This is a genomic window from Lysinibacillus capsici (genome assembly GCF_020217405.1).
GTDB classification, from domain to species: Bacteria; Bacillota; Bacilli; order Bacillales_A; family Planococcaceae; genus Lysinibacillus; species Lysinibacillus capsici.
On record NZ_CP084108.1, the window covers coordinates 4,355,994 to 4,374,242 of the forward strand.

Annotated in this window: 14 protein-coding genes and 2 other annotated features; of the genes, 5 read left to right on the plus strand and 9 right to left on the minus strand. The window is 34.7% G+C overall.

Annotated elements, in window-relative coordinates; translation table 11 throughout:
• Nucleotides 1-524 precede the first annotated feature (524 nt).
• The 3 genes from LCP48_RS21540 to LCP48_RS21550 form a co-directional block, all read right to left on the minus strand.
• Nucleotides 525-1,643, minus strand: a complete 1,119-nt coding sequence (locus LCP48_RS21540; RefSeq protein WP_004231843.1) for a DUF4179 domain-containing protein — start codon at nucleotides 1,641-1,643, stop codon at nucleotides 525-527.
• Nucleotides 1,615-2,205, minus strand: a complete 591-nt coding sequence (locus LCP48_RS21545) for an RNA polymerase sigma factor (protein WP_009370628.1) — start codon at nucleotides 2,203-2,205, stop codon at nucleotides 1,615-1,617. The genes LCP48_RS21540 and LCP48_RS21545 overlap by 29 nt, the downstream gene beginning before the upstream one ends.
• Nucleotides 2,206-2,430: 225 nt before the next feature.
• Nucleotides 2,431-2,925 carry a DUF1648 domain-containing protein gene (locus LCP48_RS21550; protein WP_004231838.1) on the minus strand — a complete coding sequence of 165 codons (495 nt, stop codon included), beginning with the start codon at nucleotides 2,923-2,925 and terminating at the stop codon, nucleotides 2,431-2,433.
• Nucleotides 2,926-3,236: 311 nt separating this feature from the next.
• Here LCP48_RS21550 and LCP48_RS21555 point away from each other — a divergent pair, with 311 nt between their 5' ends.
• Together LCP48_RS21555 and LCP48_RS21560 are read left to right on the plus strand one after the other, a co-directional pair.
• The gene (locus LCP48_RS21555; protein WP_004231836.1) at nucleotides 3,237-4,931 is read left to right on the plus strand and encodes a methyl-accepting chemotaxis protein; all 1,695 of its coding nucleotides are present in this window, start codon (nucleotides 3,237-3,239) and stop codon (nucleotides 4,929-4,931) included.
• A gap of 261 nt (nucleotides 4,932-5,192) precedes the next feature.
• Nucleotides 5,193-5,431, plus strand: a binding site (T-box leader).
• A gap of 92 nt (nucleotides 5,432-5,523) precedes the next feature.
• Nucleotides 5,524-7,095, plus strand: a complete 1,572-nt coding sequence (locus LCP48_RS21560; RefSeq protein WP_004231834.1) for a 2-isopropylmalate synthase — start codon at nucleotides 5,524-5,526, stop codon at nucleotides 7,093-7,095.
• Nucleotides 7,096-7,145: 50 nt separating this feature from the next.
• On the opposite strand, the gene metG is transcribed toward LCP48_RS21560, so the two are convergent.
• The 4 genes from metG to rsgA all read right to left on the minus strand — a co-directional run bounded on the left by metG (nucleotide 7,146) and on the right by rsgA (nucleotide 11,362).
• A complete protein-coding gene (gene metG, locus LCP48_RS21565) occupies nucleotides 7,146-8,780 on the minus strand; it encodes a methionine--tRNA ligase (RefSeq protein WP_225340508.1) in 1,635 nt (544 codons plus the stop codon).
• A gap of 57 nt (nucleotides 8,781-8,837) precedes the next feature.
• Nucleotides 8,838-9,098: a binding site (T-box leader), on the minus strand.
• 87 nt (nucleotides 9,099-9,185) lie between these two features.
• Nucleotides 9,186-9,833, minus strand: a complete 648-nt coding sequence (locus LCP48_RS21570; protein WP_004231831.1) for an HAD hydrolase-like protein — start codon at nucleotides 9,831-9,833, stop codon at nucleotides 9,186-9,188.
• A 15-nt stretch (nucleotides 9,834-9,848) separates the two neighbouring features.
• On the minus strand, nucleotides 9,849-10,274 hold the full coding sequence (fosM, locus tag LCP48_RS21575) for a FosM family fosfomycin resistance protein (protein WP_004231828.1): 426 nt from the start codon (nucleotides 10,272-10,274) through the stop codon (nucleotides 9,849-9,851).
• Nucleotides 10,275-10,291: 17 nt separating this feature from the next.
• Nucleotides 10,292-11,362 carry a ribosome small subunit-dependent GTPase A gene (gene rsgA / locus LCP48_RS21580; RefSeq protein WP_004231826.1) on the minus strand — a complete coding sequence of 357 codons (1,071 nt, stop codon included), beginning with the start codon at nucleotides 11,360-11,362 and terminating at the stop codon, nucleotides 10,292-10,294.
• Between the two features lie 802 nt (nucleotides 11,363-12,164).
• On the opposite strand from rsgA, the gene LCP48_RS21585 reads away from it, so the two are divergent.
• Complete coding sequence (locus LCP48_RS21585; RefSeq protein WP_004231824.1) at nucleotides 12,165-13,094, plus strand: polyprenyl synthetase family protein; 930 nt, start codon at nucleotides 12,165-12,167, stop codon at nucleotides 13,092-13,094.
• Nucleotides 13,095-13,097: 3 nt separating this feature from the next.
• Here LCP48_RS21585 and LCP48_RS21590 read toward each other — a convergent pair whose 3' ends face one another.
• Complete coding sequence (locus LCP48_RS21590; protein ID WP_004231821.1) at nucleotides 13,098-13,271, minus strand: hypothetical protein; 174 nt, start codon at nucleotides 13,269-13,271, stop codon at nucleotides 13,098-13,100.
• Between the two features lie 65 nt (nucleotides 13,272-13,336).
• On the opposite strand from LCP48_RS21590, the gene LCP48_RS21595 reads away from it, so the two are divergent.
• Together LCP48_RS21595 and LCP48_RS21600 are read left to right on the plus strand one after the other, a co-directional pair.
• Nucleotides 13,337-15,622 (plus strand): sensor histidine kinase, encoded by a 2,286-nt coding sequence (locus tag LCP48_RS21595; RefSeq protein ID WP_004231819.1) that lies wholly within the window; start codon nucleotides 13,337-13,339, stop codon nucleotides 15,620-15,622.
• A gap of 5 nt (nucleotides 15,623-15,627) precedes the next feature.
• Nucleotides 15,628-16,263, plus strand: coding sequence for a response regulator transcription factor (locus tag LCP48_RS21600; RefSeq protein WP_004231818.1), 636 nt, complete (start codon nucleotides 15,628-15,630; stop codon nucleotides 16,261-16,263).
• A gap of 198 nt (nucleotides 16,264-16,461) precedes the next feature.
• Here the strand turns inward: LCP48_RS21600 and LCP48_RS21605 are convergent, their stop codons facing one another.
• Nucleotides 16,462-18,222: an ABC transporter ATP-binding protein gene (locus LCP48_RS21605; RefSeq protein ID WP_004231816.1), complete on the minus strand. Its 1,761-nt coding sequence runs from the start codon at nucleotides 18,220-18,222 to the stop codon at nucleotides 16,462-16,464.
• Nucleotides 18,223-18,249 lie beyond the last annotated feature (27 nt).

Genomic DNA, 18,249 nt, shown 5'->3' on the forward strand with positions numbered 1-18,249 from the left:
TTCATTATAAAACACTTATTGTAAAATATATAATATTTACCATTAAATTCACAACACGGTATTTTTGTAACGTTATTATTTATTGGAATTTAATTCAAAATTAAGAAGAAAACTAAAGAAGTATTTTGGTAAGTTAGCTTCTGTAGCCTTAGTTACAACTATTGTCGGTGATGGATTCAGTATCAATGCTAGTGCTTCTGAATTAGAAACAAATGCAATTACATACGTGATTCCCGCATCAGCTTAAGAAGAATCAATTAACTCAACAGATGAATTTAAAGTTACTGTTACTTTTGTGCCTGCTTATGAATATAACAACACTCGAGAACGGCACGTTAACACATATTTTGGCTCTAGAATCGCATTGAATGGTCATCATTGGTCAATTTCGAAAGGAGAGAGTTGTCAATGTAGGGAACGCTGTAGTACAAGCACTACTTGGTACTTATTATTTTTATATAAGAGGATAGTTTGAAGTACTAAAAAGTAAAGAAAGTGAGCTTTGCCTCACTTTCTTTACTTTTTTATTCTTTTGAGTTAATTGGTATTGTTATTTCTAGCTCTGGAATGTATTGAATCTTCGGGTCTCCGTTTTCATCCAGTTGGTATGATCCCTCATCGTCATAAAGATGAATATACGGTTTGATTGTAATTGCTTTTGGTAAGGTTTCAAATGGATGTAACCGTAAATCCATTATGATATCGCTATTTCCTTTATTTGTCTCACGTCTACCATTGCCATTAATTAGTTTTAGTTCATGCCCTTGTTCATCATAAACTTCGATACTTATTCCTTCCCGAAAATCTACAGAAGTTGATTTATCAAGCAAGGCTATTCTTGTCGTAATACTAGTTGTAATAGGAGTTAGCATAATTTGTTCAATAGTAAAGTGATTATTTTTATATTTTCTACTTATATTAGGTTGTAGGTTTACATTGTTACCAATATCACTCACTGGAATATCCATTTTAAAAGGTTCAGAAATCCCAGTTATTGTAGCAGATAATGTCAAATTAAATTGCTTTGGGAAAGGGCTTCCACCTTGATTTTTCAAATCTGCAAATTCAAATATTGCGGAATTATTATCCTTACTTAGTTGTCCAAAAACACCACTAAAATTATTCAGTGGTTCACCATTTAGTAAAAATTCAATATTACTAATTTCCTCTGATAAACTTTCTTTTGAATTTTCACCTTCTTTATGACGGCGTTCAATTCCAATTGCAACACGTGTACCGTCATACACTACTTCTGTTACATTTAATGTAAAGCCTTCATGCGTAACGCTTATATTCAATTTTGTTGAGAGTCCCTTTTCATCTGCGGCCTGTAGACCAAGATCCCTTGTAAATTTAAAAACAGATGATAATAAAGGCACTTCTTTCATCGTAGCAGCCATCGTTGGTGAAATTAAACCTGTAACAATAATCAAACTAAAAATCATTACTGCGGAGACGGTAATCATCATGACTCTTTGACGTAAGTTCTTACGAGTTATAAATTTTTCAGACGGCTTTGTATCACGGCTGCTTTCATATTTGTCCATTGTCCGACTTACTAAATCCACTTCCACAGGTGTTTCCCGAATAAACCTTTCTATCTGAGCTAACTCCTTATCCTCCAATTTTGAACGAGTGTCCATAAATATCCCCTCCTAACATATTTTCCTTCATCAATTTTTTGCGTAATCGTTCATACTTTTTTCTTACTGTAGCTGCTTTCATATCCATAATGACAGCAATTTCATCAAAGCTATACTCTTCAATAGAACGAAGTAATAAAATCCTTTTTTCATCTACATGTAAGTTTTCCAGTAGCCTATGCACCATTTCATCATATTCAGGTATCTGTGCTTGCGTCTGCTTCACCTGTTCTTGCTTCACATTTAGCCAAAACTTATAGCCCCTATTTTTTGCTTTTATGACATCGATACAATGGTGGTGAGCGATTTTAAAAAGCCACGCCGATAAGGAAACTGTATAGGAAAATTTATGAATATTCTCTAATCCTTTAATAAAAATATCTTGTGAAGCATCCTCCGCCTCCTCTTTGGTTCCTAGCATATAGTAACAATAAATATAAATTTGCTTTTGAAAACAACGAATGATTTCTGCATAGGCATGCGTGTCACCTGATTGAACTTGCTCCACAATGGATTGAATATCTATATCAGATCGCTCTTTTGATGGATCTCGTGTAGTCAATGTTGTCCCCCCTTTCCAATCTATATAACTGACATTAATAGAAGTTTGTGACACTAGATAAAAAATCTTAAAAAATTATTGAATGTCACCGAGTTACTTGGAGAAATCTTTTAAATCTTCCCTTCCTCGACTATATAACTGAAATCAACAGCCATTTGTGACACACTATAAAAATTTTTTCACAAAAATAAAACGCTTAAGGGTATCCTAAGCGTTTGAGTCTCACTATTTTATTTTGTAGCTTGTTATAAATCCTTTAATAATCGGGATAAATACTCCTATCAATATAATGGGCAGGAACCACCAGCCTAATGAATTTACCTCACCAAAACCAATACGAACCATCTGAATCGATATAAAGGCAAATAAGATGAGACAGATATTTTTTACTTGATTTAGTATTTTTCTGCTATTCAAATAAAATGATTCTACATTACTTTCATCCAAACGTGACGGATAATTATGCATATGAGGTGCTTTTTCTAGCAGCCCCATAACAATCCATAAAAATAAACCGATGAACGGAAGAATGAATAATTCTATTTTTGCGCCCCAACGATCCACCTCACCTAATCCATTAAAATGACCAGGTATTTCATCAGGCAACTTACCCCATGCCAATATAATATAAAAGATGGATAAAATAAATATACTACCACCAATATAGTCCCATATCTTTTCTGATCTTGTTTTAGGTAACTTTAAAATTGGCCTATACATTTTCTCCACCCCTGTTTTTTTCCTTTACTACTTCTACGTTATGACTACTATTAAAGTTTCAAAATTTATGAAAATTGACTTAATATTCAACATGCACCATTAATTATCCCTATTATTAGTAACATAATAGCGATAAAATCTACTTTTTTTATTACTTCATATATAATTAATACCCATTTTCAAACTACTAATTACTGTAGAAATACTCATAATACTTTGTAAAATTCATATAATCTGATATAAATGATATATATACATATTTCATTATTTTGTAACATTTCTACTAATTACTGAGAAAGGATATTTCAACTATGCGATTTACTATCTACAAGAAATTATTACTCGGTTTTTTTATAGTTATTTTGGTACTCGTTACAACAATCGGCTTAAATATAAAACAGCTTGATTCTGTAAATAAGACCTATCGTACATTACTGGAGGAACAAACTACTAAATCTATAAGTATTCAGGAATTACGGGTGATTGCAAAACAGGAAATTGTCAGCATGCGAGGCTACTTACTACTTGGAGACAAACAAAACTTTCAAAGTAATCAAGCCTCACGCGAGGAATTCAAACAAAAATCAGAAGAATTAATGGCTACTTTAGATTCAGAGAAATCAATTAAGATGCTTGAAGCTATTAATAAAAGTGAGCAAAATGTTCAACAATTTGCAGATCGTATGTTTGAGTTAAAAGCTGCTGGAGAAACAGAGAAGTACGAAAAATTGGATAGTACTCAAGGACGCTTAATTATTAAACAATTCGATGAACGTGTTGAAAACCTTTCTAATTATCAAAATGAATATGTAGAAGGTAAAATGGCTGCTACATCCAATCAAATTCAAGACATCAAGCTCCAAATGATGCTTCTTGGAGTCTTTGCTGTTGTCATAAGTCTGATAATTGCTATGGTGGTTGGTAGTCTAATGTCTCGTCCAATTAACGGTATGGCTAAGGCTGCGAAAAAAATAGCTGAGGGTGACTTAACAGCTGAACAAATTCGTATAAAAAATCGTGATGAAGTGGGTGATTTAGCGCTTGCGTTTAATCAAATGGCTACAAATTTAAAGGATTTAATTACAAATGTACGCCAAAATACTGTACAAGTAAGTGGCTCTGCTGCTGAGTTAACAGCTAGTGCAGAGCAAACTATACAGGCTACAGAACAAATCACTTCTTCTATTCAAGAGGTTGCTAGTGGCTCAGAGGCTCAAGGGAAAAACGCAACTGAAAGCTCAGAAGCAATGAAAAACATGACAAAGGGTATACAACAATTAGCTTCTACTACTGCTGCTGTTTCTGAACTGGCAATCGAGACAAATTCAGAGGCTAAGAAAGGAAATGATTCTTTACATCGTGTTATCTCTCAGATGACAACAATCAACACGGCTGTTTTAGAGTCAGCAAGTGTTGTTAAAAACCTAGACGGGCATTCCATTGAAATTGGCAATATCATTGGTATTATTACTGATATTGCAGAACAAACAAATTTATTAGCACTTAATGCTGCAATTGAAGCAGCCCGTGCAGGCGATCATGGACGCGGCTTTGCAGTCGTTGCAGATGAAGTGAAAAAGTTAGCAGAGCAATCAAAAAAATCCGCTGAGCAAATCGCTACCTTGATTTCTGAAATACAGCAGGATACAAACCGTGCTGTAACGGTGATGGATACTGGAACTCAAGAGGTTCAAATTGGTATGCAAGTAGTAAAGGTAGCAGAAGAAGGTTTCTCTAAGATTGTTGAGCTGATTGAGCAAGTATCCATGCAAATCCAAGAAGCAACGACTGTTTCAGAGGAGATGTCCTCTAGTGCAGAGCAAATTTATGCTTCCTTTGATGAAATTGCAACTATTGCCCAAATGTCCTCATCTAATTTACAAAATGTTGCATCTGCTTCCGAGGAACAATTAGCTACTATCGAAGAAGTAGCAGCTTCAGCAGCAACACTTTCAAATATGGCAGAAGAACTTCATACACAAGTCTCTCGTTTTAAGCTAGAATAAAAGACTGCTCGTTTTCTTTAGGTTTATAGAAAACGAGCAGTTTCTTCATACAAAAAATATCATGATTTTCCAACATATCATATGTTAACTCCCCTAACCATTTACTCACGGGAAATATATATTTTTTAGTGCCTCCATCAACATTTCACTAAATATCAAATATTTAATAAGGTAGTTAATACTTAAGACAGAATTAAATAAATTTTTAGAATATTATTGACAGGAAGTTAATATCCAAGTAATATTGCTTTCAACAACACATTGCAGGCCAAGATTGGAAATAGTAAAAGTGGTTGTGTACTTGTAGAGAGCCGATGGTTGGTGTAAATCGGTAGGCACACATTTTGAACTCGTCCATGAGCTACTCCCTGAACTTTTCAGTAAGGGATGTCGGTTTCCCCCGTTAACAGGATAGACAGTGATAGCTGTCGATAAGGGGACTTTTTCTATATAGGGAAGGTCAATTAGAGTGGTACCGCGAGCATAAACTCGTCTCTATTTTTTACATAGAGACGGGTTTTTTTATTTTTTAATGACTTATTGGCCTAAGTGTAGATTTTAGATACTAATCACTAAAAAGGAGTGTTTGAAAATGGGAAGAAAAATTTGGGTGTTTGATACAACTTTACGTGATGGCGAACAGGTGCCTGGAGCAAAGCTAAATCTTTACGAAAAAGTAGAGATCGCACAGCAGCTGAAAAAATTGGGTGTCGATATTATAGAGGCTGGATTCCCCGCTTCCTCTCAAGGTGATTTTGATGCCGTCAAAGCTGTAGCTGAAAAGGTTGGCAATACAAACGACATTATGATTACAGCATTAGCACGTGCTGTAAAGGCTGACATTGATGCTGTCTATAACGCTGTGAAATATGCTCAAAACCCGATGATTCACATGGTACTTGGCACATCTGATATTCATGTAGAGAAAAAATTCAGCAAGTCAAAAGATCAAATTTTACAAATTGGCGTGGATGCTGTGAAATACGCTAAAACATTATTGCCACAAGTTCAGTATTCCACAGAGGATGCCTCTCGTTCAGACTTTGAATATCTTTGGAAAACAATTGAAGCTGTTATGAGAGCTGGCGCAACGATGATTAACGTTCCTGATACGGTAGGCTTTGCAGAGCCAGAGGAATTTGGCGAAATGATTTTTAAGTTAAACGACCGTATGAAAAACTTAGATGATAGCGTTCTTTTAAGTGTTCATTGTCATAACGATCTTGGAATGGCAACGGCTAATACGCTAGCTGCAATTAAAAATGGTGCAGATAAGGTAGAATGTACAATCAATGGTATCGGTGAACGTGCAGGTAATGCTGCATTAGAAGAAGTTGTCATGGCACTTAAAACTCGTGGCTCCGTCTACAATGCCGAAACACGTATTAATACAAAAGAAATTATGAATACTTCACGTCTTGTTTCTAGCTTTATGGGCTTAGATGTACAGGTTAATAAAGCCATTACAGGAGATAATGCATTTGCCCATTCTTCTGGTATTCACCAAGATGGTTTGTTAAAATCGCGTGATGCTTATGAAATCGTCCATCCTGAGGATGTAGGTCTTGATGATATGGAGCTAGTACTAACAGCTCGCTCTGGTCGCCATGCAGTGAAAAATGCTCTTGAAAAATTAGGGTTTACTAATCTTTCCACAGAGGAGTTTGAGGGCATTTTTGAAGGATTCTTAAAGCTAGCCGATGCAAAGAAAGAAGTATATGATCACGACTTGTATGTTATTGTTGAAAGCTATTATGAAAAACATGATGCCAATAATAAAAATGCTACACATTATAGTGAGCAATTCTTTGATTTTGATGATCTACAAGTCGTCAGCAATACAAGCTTCCCTTCTGCAAGTGTTAAGGTTCGTAAAGGCGGTGAAGTATTTAAAGCTAGTGCAGTAGGCTCTGGCCCAATTGATGCCCTCTATTCAGCGATTGCAGAAATTACAAATATGGATGTAAAACTAGTGGAATATAATATCAATAGTGTTTCACGAGGCAAAGAGGCTTTAGGTAAAGTAAAAATTACGATTGAGCATGAAGGCGAAAAGTATATTGCAAAAGCAGCAGATACAGATATTCTTAAGGCAAGTGCATTAGCCTATATTAATGCGATCAATAGCATTGTAGTGACAAAATTAACACCTGTTATGAATTAAATGAAACTAGCAAAGCAGTATGGCTCTTGCGCCATACTGCTTTTTCAATCCTAGTGACTATCCCTAACTAGTTTTTGATATTCCTCATCGATTCGTTCGATATCCAGACGTTCAAATAATGGTGTCACCTCTTGAATGACTTTAGGCAGATCTACTTGCTCATGCCACATCATTTCATTTATACCTAACATATTTTTTACTTTCTTTGCTGAAAACGGTAAGAAAGGATGCAGCAGTTGTCCTAAATTCGCAATGATATAGACGCAAGTTGCTAATGTACGATTACCTGCCTCTACGTTTTCTTTTACCTGTAGCCATGGCTGTTGTTCATCAAAATAACGATTAGCTCTGCGAATATACTCAAAAATGGACTCTAATGCCTGTTTGAAATGACCACCTTCAATAAGAACGCCCGCTTCATTAAACAATTGTACAGTTTGTTTTCGAATGTCGCTGTCCACCTCCGCTTGTGGCACCTGACAAGCAAATGATTTCTCAATAAACTTCAAAGTACGGTTTACAAAATTACCATAGGCTCCGAGTAATTCACCATTATGGCTATAAATAAATTCCCGCCATGAAAAATCAGTATCACGATTTTCTGGCGCATTCATCGTTAAGAAGTAACGAATAGAGTCCGCATCATAACGACTTAAAATATAAGGAACCCATACAGCCCAATTCTGACTAGTAGATAATTTGCGCTTTTCTAATGTTAAATACTCATTGGATACGATATGGGTAGGTAATGCCTTAGATCCAATTCCCATTAAAATGGCTGGCCATATAACTGTATGGAATGGAATATTATCCTTCCCATGTACATAGTATGAAATGGTCTCTTCATTCCATAAATCTTCAATGGCTATTTGATGCTCTTTTGCCCATTTCAAGCTTGCTGTTAAGTACCCTGCTACAGCTTCTATCCATACATATATTTTTTTCCCTTCAAAACCTGGCACTGGGACATCTATGCCATTTGGTAAATCTCTTGTTACTGCTCGGTCGGGAACTCCCTCTGCCAAGTATCGCTCCGTTAACCCTAAAGCATTGTCACGCCAACGTTTCTCGACTTTCGCTTGTGCTAAATAAGACTCCAACCTTCCTTGAAATTGACTAAAGGTAAAATAAAAGTGCTCAGTTTCCCGAATAACAGGTTCGTTCCCACAAATTTTGCAGCGCTTATCAATTAAATCCAGTGGGTCTAAAATTTCTGAGCAGTTATCACATTGATCTCCCCTTGCTTTCGCTCCACAATTTGGACAAAGTCCCTCGACAAATCGATCTGGTAGGAATTGTTTATCCGTCTCACAGTAAGCCTGTTCAATTTTCTTTTTGTATAAAAAATTGTTGGCCAGTAGCTGTAAGAAAAGGGTCTTAACGGATTCATGGTGGTGCTCCGCATCCGTTCTTGTGTACAAATCATAGGTAAATCCTAAATCATGAAAACATCTAGTAAACTCATCATGATAGTGATTAGCTATAGCCTCTGTCGTTGTATTCTCTTGTGCGGCACGTATCGAAATGGGTGTACCATTACAATCACTGCCTGATACATATAAAACCTGCTCGCCTTTTTGTCGGTAATATCTAGCCAAAATATCACCTGGTAATAATGCGGCAACATGCCCTAAATGCAAAGAGCCATTTGCATACGGCCAAGCGCCTCCAATAACAATCGTCATTCTAAATTGCTCCCCTCACAGAAAAAATAGTAAAAAAAAATCGCCCTAATCAAATCTGATTAGGACGAGTATACCCGTGTTACCACCTATATTTACAAATAGCTCACACCATTTGCCTCTCTCAGTACGTCTTCACTCAAAAAAGAGATACTGCTGCTGTTGTAACGAGTGCCCATCTCGTCGTAATCTACTGGCTAAAAAGCTTTCGGTACGAAGCTCAAAGGTCATTTTCAAAAGGGGTCATTTACCTCATTTCCACCAACAGAGGCTCTCTACAAAATGCTAATCCAATTTACTTTTCCTTCTCAATGCTTTTTCTATAGGATTTGGCATTATTTTACGCCTTCTTGTGAAGAAATGCAATGATTGTTGTAAAAGCGTCCTTTTTTGATTCACTTTCTTGAGTTAATCGAATGTAACCTTTAGCAACTCAGTTAAATCATCAATTACTATATCTGCTTTTTCTAACTCCTTGTCTTGTGCAAAGTCAAAGCGTACACCTATTGATAGTAATTGATTGTCCTGTGCAGCTTGGATATCCGAAGACCGATCTCCTACCACTGCCCCGTAATCAATTTTATTTTCATCTACAACTCTTTTGACCAGGTCCGATTTATGTCCACTTGCAATGGCTTGAATGCTATAGATTCCCTTTATAAAACGCTCCAACTGATAGGTTTCGACGATTGCTTGTAAATAGTCAACCTGTCCATTACTCGCTATGTATAACGGATAATTCTCTGACAATGTTGCAAGGGTTTGTTCAGCGTTTGGATACAAAGCACCTTTATGTCCACGTATTTGCTCAATCAGCTTTACATGGAATAATACATTGCTCTCTTCTCGTATCTCTACCGCATGCATAGGACATAATGTTTCCCACACAACAGGTAAAGGAACCCCCATTATTTCTCTATATTTTTCTATAGGTGTTTCTCCCTGCCACAAGCCGTTTGTCCGCAGCACATCAAATGTTGCATCGAGCGCAGGCTCTAAAATAAGATTGGTTTGAAATAATGTTCCGTCCATATCAAAAATAAACGCTTTATTCATAAAATCTCTCCTTAATTAGTTATCAAAAAACGCCATATGCTGCTTTTCTTGCTTATAATAATCCAAACGATCCTGCAAAGTTCCTGTATGAAATTCAAATTTATGACCATCAGGATCTGTAAAGTAAATCGATTTTTTATCCTTTTCATCTCTTTGCCGACCCGCTAAAATATTGACCTTTAGCTGCACCAATCTGTCATACATCTTATCAAAGTCATCCTCAGTGATTGTGAAGGCAATGTGTGTATAGGAATGATGGGTGTCATTACGTGGTATATCCTTTTCTACATTAAGAGCTAGCCACAGCCCATTTACATCAAAATAGGCTGTGCTGTTCCCCTTTACTAACAACTTGGCATCAAATACTCTTTCATAAAAAGTGATGGATTCCTCTAAATTAGAAACTGAAAACAATAAATGATTGATGTTTTGAATTGTCATGGTTGTGCTCCTATTGATTATTTCTTCCCCTTTTTCATTCCCTTGGCTATTTGCTTCCACTTGCGCTGCTCCTCAAGTTTTGCTTGCGTATTTGTTTTGCGCTCCATATAAGCCAATTCTCTTTGCAGTTTAAAATAGCTTTGTAGACGATATTGGTCCAAGTCCCCATCTACTATAGCTTGCTGGACAGCACAATAAGGCTCTTTTTGATGTGTACAATCACGATAACGACAAGCCGTTGCTAGTTCCTCAATATCTTGAAAGCTAGAAGCTAAACTATCCCCTTGATCCCACAATTGAAGCTCACGCATCCCTGGCGTATCAATTAGACAGCCGCCAGCAGGCAATACTACTAGCTCTCGATGGGTTGTTGTATGTCGTCCCTTGGCATCATCCTCACGTATACCCGCTACTTTCATCAGTATCTCACCACATAAAGCATTTGTTAATGTGGATTTCCCTGCTCCAGAAGACCCCAATAATGCCCCCGTCACCCCCTCTGTGAATAGCGTCTGAATTTCCTTTAGACCTTCCCCCGATAGAGCACTCGTTACAAAGATATCCACACCAAAGGCTACAGACTCCACTTCTTGTACTAAGCTCGAAACATCCTCGCATAAATCAGCTTTTGTCAGGACAATAATGGGCTTTGCACCTGAATCCCAAGCAGCCACTAAATATCTCTCCAAACGTCGAATATTAAAATCTGCGTTCAAGCTCATAACAAGTAACACAATATCGACATTTGATGCGACAATCTGTTCTTGAATTTCCGTTCCTGCAACTTTACGTGAAAATACAGATTTTCGTTGGAATAGCTGATGAATAATTGCTCGTTCCTCACCGGGCATTTTCTCCACTAGCACCCAATCACCAACTGCTGGATAGTCCTCCCTCGCTAAAGACGTATACGCATAATGACCAGCAATTGTCGCAAGCCATTCTCCCTCTTCAGCTAACACCCGATAAGAATGCTTATGCTCTAAAGTAACCCTTGCAGGCACACAATTTTTTAATTTAGCCTGTTTTTTCATTTCTATCATTTGCTCTTCAAAATATGTTGTAAAACCTAATGTTGTTAAATTCAATTCATTTTCCTCCTAAACGTATGATGCCTCAGCGGAAATAGTTGTCATCCGCAAGAGGCCCTATCGCAATTTCACCTTTTGGAACTACGATAAAAAAACCTTGTAGCTGCAATTCGGCAGTTACAAGGTTTCACAGGCACGTTTAAAAGATACACAAATACCCCGAGTTATGGCACGGCGTCACTTTGTATATTTTAGGCGTGTGAAATTGAACAAACCGAATTGCAGTTCGCTAATTACAGATCTATTCATCATGTCACATCACCTACTTTCTGTTTAGTTGTTATCAATATAGCTAAATTTTCAGAAATTGTCAATTACAAGATTTCTTTTCAAAGGATCCATCACCATAACGTCATTTTATTACCACTCCGACAGTCACTTTTCTGAGAGCGACCGATTAGTTTCCTTCTGCAATAGGAATTCGTCACAAAGGCATCACTCAATACTGGAATATACGCTTTTAGATTTTAGAACTCTTTCCTCTAATTATCTCACTTCAGGGTGATTCCAAAGGAGTCGTCAATCCTCCACTCCTATCATTTTCAATTAATGATGAAACTTAAAAAAGGAAATCCTTTTTTCAATAATATAAAAAGGAATTACTAAATAAAAAGAAACTATTACAAATGTGTTATCGTAAAAAAATTATTAAAGAGGATTTGTAAAGACCTATCTAATATTTAAAACATCTTAACTATTTATAAAAAACCATGCTATACTGTAATATACTTACATAATTACTAATTTTGTAAAAAATACATTCCATTACTTACAGACATTTTAAAAGAAAGGAGAAAAAATGAACACTACTTCCCAACAAGAAATTATGGATTGTGCATATAATTGGATTATTGAGTCTTTTTTCAACCAGCAATTACAAGATACTGCAATTAAGTATATACAATTTAAATTTAAACAACCTTTAAGTTTCTCAAAATTAACTGAAATACACTACAATATTTTTAGAAACGTACATAATAAAAGCGAATTAACAGAAATCCAAACTATTGTAGAACTTATACTTTTATCTGCCGATATTTTGGATGATATTCAGGATAATGATGCCCCATGTAATCCTTGGAGTAATAAACCCCTTAGTTATAATTTAAATATTCTACTAGGGTATTTATTTATAGCTCTCCAAAGAATACATTATATCAATTGTTCCAGTGATGTAAAAAAATTCTTTAACATCTTTATTTACCCATTAATGCTTGATGCAATTAATGGGCAGCACACTGATTTAATTAATGACACTATTACTGAACAAGAGTATTTTGACATGACTGCATTGAAATCAGGATCTCTCATCTTGTTAGCAAATTTACTTGGTGCCGGAAATGTATGTCCATCAACATTTGAAAAAATAAAAGAATACTCCTATTATCTCGGAGTTATTGCACAAATAAGAAATGATGTAAATGATTTATCTTATTCGATACATAAAAATGATATCAAAGATAAAAAGAAGACACTTCCTATTTTATATTATCTACATATACAAGATCCAAAATTTTCATCAATAAAGGAATATTATAACAATAATAAATCTTTTGAGGAATTGCTTGATAGTGAACTTCAAGAATTACTACTTTGTATTATGAATGGTGGTGCAATAACATATTGTCATGTTGTTGAGCAAATATACCTTAAGAAGTTTAAGGATTGTATATCTTCTTTAGATATCTCAAATAAACACAAAAATTTACTACTTAACATTAAAGTTTAGTCATTATTTTGAAGCCCACGAACTTGAAGCCGGTAGAATAGAAGTATTTACGCTTTCAAGCGATTTCAGAGCATCAGTAATTACTTTAATTTCATCTGCAGATAACATATATATCAATTCTTTTTGATCAATGTTACTCGAATTATTTAATAATAAATGAATTACATCCATTAACATTTAGATTACATCCTTTCAACTATATTATTTGTTCTTAAAACACTATAATTATGGGAAGTGAGATTATGGTTTTCAAAAAATTTGTTTTAATTTTAAGTAGTATATTTATCATTATACATTTTTATTTATTATCATTAATGCTAACGCCATATATGGGCATAAATATATCTAATAATTCAACTGGTGAATATATAATAACCAATATTAACCAAAATGATGGATGGGTACGTTATACAACCGCTTCACCCGGAAATATTATCAAAAAGATTGACGGACAGCCAATTACTGATGTCTCTATAAACAGAGGAAGCAAAGTAGAAATTACAGACGGCGAAATTACACAAACAGTTGCTATCCCAAAGTTTGAGACAAGAAGTACTATTAAAGAACTAATTATTCCAAGTTTATTTTCTATACTAGCATTAGTTTTATCCATGCTAATGGTTAAATCTCCAAATGCAGTGAATCGATATTTCATTGGATTCTTGTTATCAGCTGCTTTGAGTTTATTTGCTTCGACCGAGTCTGGAAGGGATGATATTATCGCTAATATCATCATTATTACTTTTCTACCACTAGGATCAATGTATTTAGTTTTATTTATTTTTGCTCTTCTTCATGAAAGAAGAATTATTCAACAACAATCATCGATGTGGTTTAACTTTAATAAAGTTTTTTCCATCATTATCATATCAATCAGTATATTAAATTTATTATATAAAGGTCATTTTTCAGCAATTAGTGCAAATATAGTTTTATTTTACTTTTGCTCAAATGTTTTTTTTGTGATTCTTTTATTATGTTATTACTACATAAAAAACATATGTCATGAAGGGAAGACAATCCTAAAATGGTTAGTATGGATTAATGTCCTCGCATTCACACCATTCATATTGCTGCATGCATTACCATATATGCTAAATTTACCCTACCTAGATGATGATACCGTTGAAATTTTTTTGTTTATTATCCCTATTGGATATTTCTATTTATCTGTCTCTAAACAAGTAATAGATTTAAACTTCATATTAAGTAGAATTCCTTATTACTTTTTACTTTCTCTTTTACCTGCTATAAGCATTGCTACAATTATTATTTTTGGCAGCTTAAATCCTAATTCTCAGATTTTATATTTTTTCTTTTTAATTTTTGTAATTGTAAGTATGATTATTATTTTACTTTTTATCAAAGAGAAAGTAGACTTTGTCCTTCGACATCGCCTTTGGATGCGGGATGATAGTTTGTCTCAGCAGCTTGAGTTTTTTATTGGAAAATTATCATCAAGCATGAAAGAAAAAGATTTAAAAAATTTGTTTATCAACCAGCTTCAAGAATCATTAGGGCCAAGCATTATTGCTTTTATAAAGTTTGACTATCTTACAGATAATTTCCATTTAGAGGAAATTCCAAAAAACGAGCAAGCTATTCACCTTTCTGAAAAATTCAAAGATAAAATACGTAATCATAAAAATAAAAAGATAGATTTACTTGATTACCAAGGTTTAATTGGTATGAGGATTTATACAATCGAAACAACCCATACATACATATGGATTGGCTATAAAAAAAATCAAACAGTTTTTAACCTTCATGAAAAAGTTTGGTTTATTAATATTGTTAAATATATAAGACTCGTTTATGAAAACGTTTTTGCTGTTGAAAATCTAATACATACCATTGAACAAACAGAGGTTCAACAGTCACAATCATCTTCCACTTTATCACGTTTTCTGTTTCAATTATCCGAGCAAGAAAGAAGACGTTTAGCAGCTGATCTTCATGATTCAGCCTTACAGGATCAAATTATTTGGTATCGTTCACTTGAAAACTTAATCACTACAACGCCCTACCTTCCAAGAGATACACTAAGTCAATTACATCAAATAAAGAACGGGATGCAAGATGTAATTAATCAAATACGCACTACTTGCAATGAGCTTCGTCCAATCTCAATAACAAAAGGGGGATTAACTGTAGCTTTAAGAGAATTGTGTGCAAATATGCAAAAAAAGGCTAGCTTTGACATTACATATGATTTTCCCCCTATCATCGAACACGACGACTATAATTTGGAAATCTGCATTTATCGGGTTATTCAAGAACTTCTAAACAATGCACATAAACATGCTAATGCAACTAAAATATCATTAAGTTTATGGGATGATGAAAAGAACATATATCTTGACTATCGAGATAACGGTAATGGATTTAAGCCGGACTCAGTAACAGTCAATAACTCACATACAGGACTAAATGGTATAAAAGAAAGAGTTTATAGCTTTAACGGAAATATCAACTTCATTACTGAAATTGGTATTGGTACGGAAATCCATATAACAATACCGAGGTGAAAAAATTGATTCATATTCTTTTGGTAGATGATCATCAAATGGTAGGTCTAGGTACTAAAGCCATATTAGAAAATGAACAAGATTTTAAGGTTACTTATCTTCACGAGCTAGAAGAAATATATAAAGAATTTGAAATTAGCGACTATGATATTTACTTATTTGATATACAAATGCCTGAGTGCTCTGGTATAGATCTAACAAAAAAACTTTTAGCAATACGACCTAAAGCTAAAGTTATTCTATATACTGGCTTCGATTACTATTCACAATTTAGCTCGCTTATGAATTTGAACATTTGTGGAATAGTTAGTAAAACTGTTCCTTATGAAGATTTAATTATGACTATACGTGCTACATTAAAAGGGTATGTCTTATTGCCTTTACCCTTATTAAAAGAACTAAAAGAACCAATTCCCTCAAGCAATAATTTAAGTACACTACTCACTCAAAAAGAAATATCCATCCTGAGAAGCTTGATTAAAGGGTATAGTAATCAAGAAATTGCCGATGAATTATTTTTAAGTATACGAGCCATTGAATACAACTTAACTAAAATTTATAAAAAATTAGGCGTAAACTCTCGCACAGAAGCTGTAACAGAGGTAATCCGTTTAGATATTTTAAAAAGTGGTCTGCCCTAATGTTCTAAAAGTAATATAATATAAGACATGAGGTTGAGAACATTTAAACATAGAAAGCTATTTGAATATCCTCAGATTGTTAGAAATTCTTCTAACAATTTGGGGAGATTTTTTTAAATATCAAAATTCAAGTTGTTTTATATTAAAATTGTATTTCCCATTCATAATGAACGTCCCAGTAAAAATATATAGGGAAATTCAATCCTCGTTTTTCAGTTGTTGACGCACTAGCTTTTCGTAGAACATGTGTGTTTGCATCAAGTCTTTATGTGTACCGATACCTGTAATTTCTCCACGTTCTAACACAACAATTTGATCGGCATCAAGTATTGTAGAAAGTCTATGCGCTATAACGAGTGTTGTTCGATCCGCCATTAATTTTTGTAATGCTTTTTGAACAAGTAATTCGGAATCACTATCTAGATTGGAAGTAGCCTCATCCAGCAATAAAATTTTTGGATTTCGAATTAAAGCTCTTGCAATGGCAATCCGCTGTCGTTGCCCTCCTGAAAGCTTCATACCACCTTCTCCAACTTGCGTATTAACACCATCAGGTAGTCTATCAATAAACTCCCATGCATTGGCTTGTTGTATAGCATGTTGAATAGCTGTCTCTGACACTCCGTGTTCAACACCATATAAAATATTTGCTTTAATAGTCCCTGACATTAAGGGACTTTCTTGTGAGACATAACCAAGCTGACTGCGCCATGACTGCAGTGAAATGTCATAAATACTAGTTTGGCCTAGTAATATTTCACCTGAGATGGGCTTGTAAAAACGTTCTAGCAAAGAAAATAATGTCGTTTTCCCACTACCACTAGGACCAACAAATGCCGTCATTTTTCCAGTAGGAATTGTTAATGAGAGATTTTTAATAATCATATCTTCTTGATAGGCAAAAGAAACATTGTAAAATGATATATTTTGTTCTGCACTCTGCACTTCTATCTTTGCGTGCTCGCCCTCGCCCTCATGCTGAACAAAAAGAATATCTCGAATTCTTTCAATCGCCCCAAGTGCCTTTTGTAGAGATGTAAAGAAGGAGGCCATTTGAGTAAAGGGCACCGTAATTTGAAACATATAAATTATAATCGCTACTAGCGCACCAGCAGTTAGTGCACCAGAGGCTACTTGTACGCCACCATAACCAATTAATATAACAAGAACAAGCATCATTACAAATGTCATGAATGGGGAAACGAAGGCTTGAACTCTTGCTTCTTTTAAGCCAAATTTAAAAAGGTTGTGAACGTTCTTCTCACCATACTTGCCTTCGGTTTTCTCAGCATGATACGCTTTTACAAGACGAATATTTGCTAACACTCGACCAAGGTTAGCAGAAAAATTCGCCATTTCATCCTGCGTAGCATTTGCAATCTTGTACATTTTTTGTCCCAAGGGTAGGATAAATAAAATTGACAAAGGAATAGAAATCAGCATAATAACAGTCATTTTCCAATCAATGAGCAATAGGAAAATAATTGACCCAATAATCGTAATGATCCCTGTGACAAATGTGATTAAATGCTGAGTAATCAATGCTTTTACAATATTTGTGTCCTGCGTAATTCTACTCAATATTTCCCCAGACTGACGGTCATCAAAAAAGGAAATGGGGAGTCGTAGCACATGTCTCCACAATCGATTTCGAATAGAGGCAACAATGGATTCTCCTATATAAGTCATAAAATAGAAGGATAATCCTGAGGATACTGTTTGCATAATTAAAATAATCCCAAATAAAAGCATAAAAGAAAAATTAAACGCTGAGCTAGCCAATTGATCTACTAATTTCATCGTAAAAAGTGGAACTAGTAACCCAACAACAGTTTCGATTATTCCTAAAACGATAGCAAAAAAGATTATCCATTTTGGTGGATTTGCTTCTTTAATAAGCTTTAAAAAAACTTTACCACTTAAAGTTTTCGAATTTTTCCGTTCACTATTTTTATTCATTTGAATTTGCCTCATTCTAGCTAATTG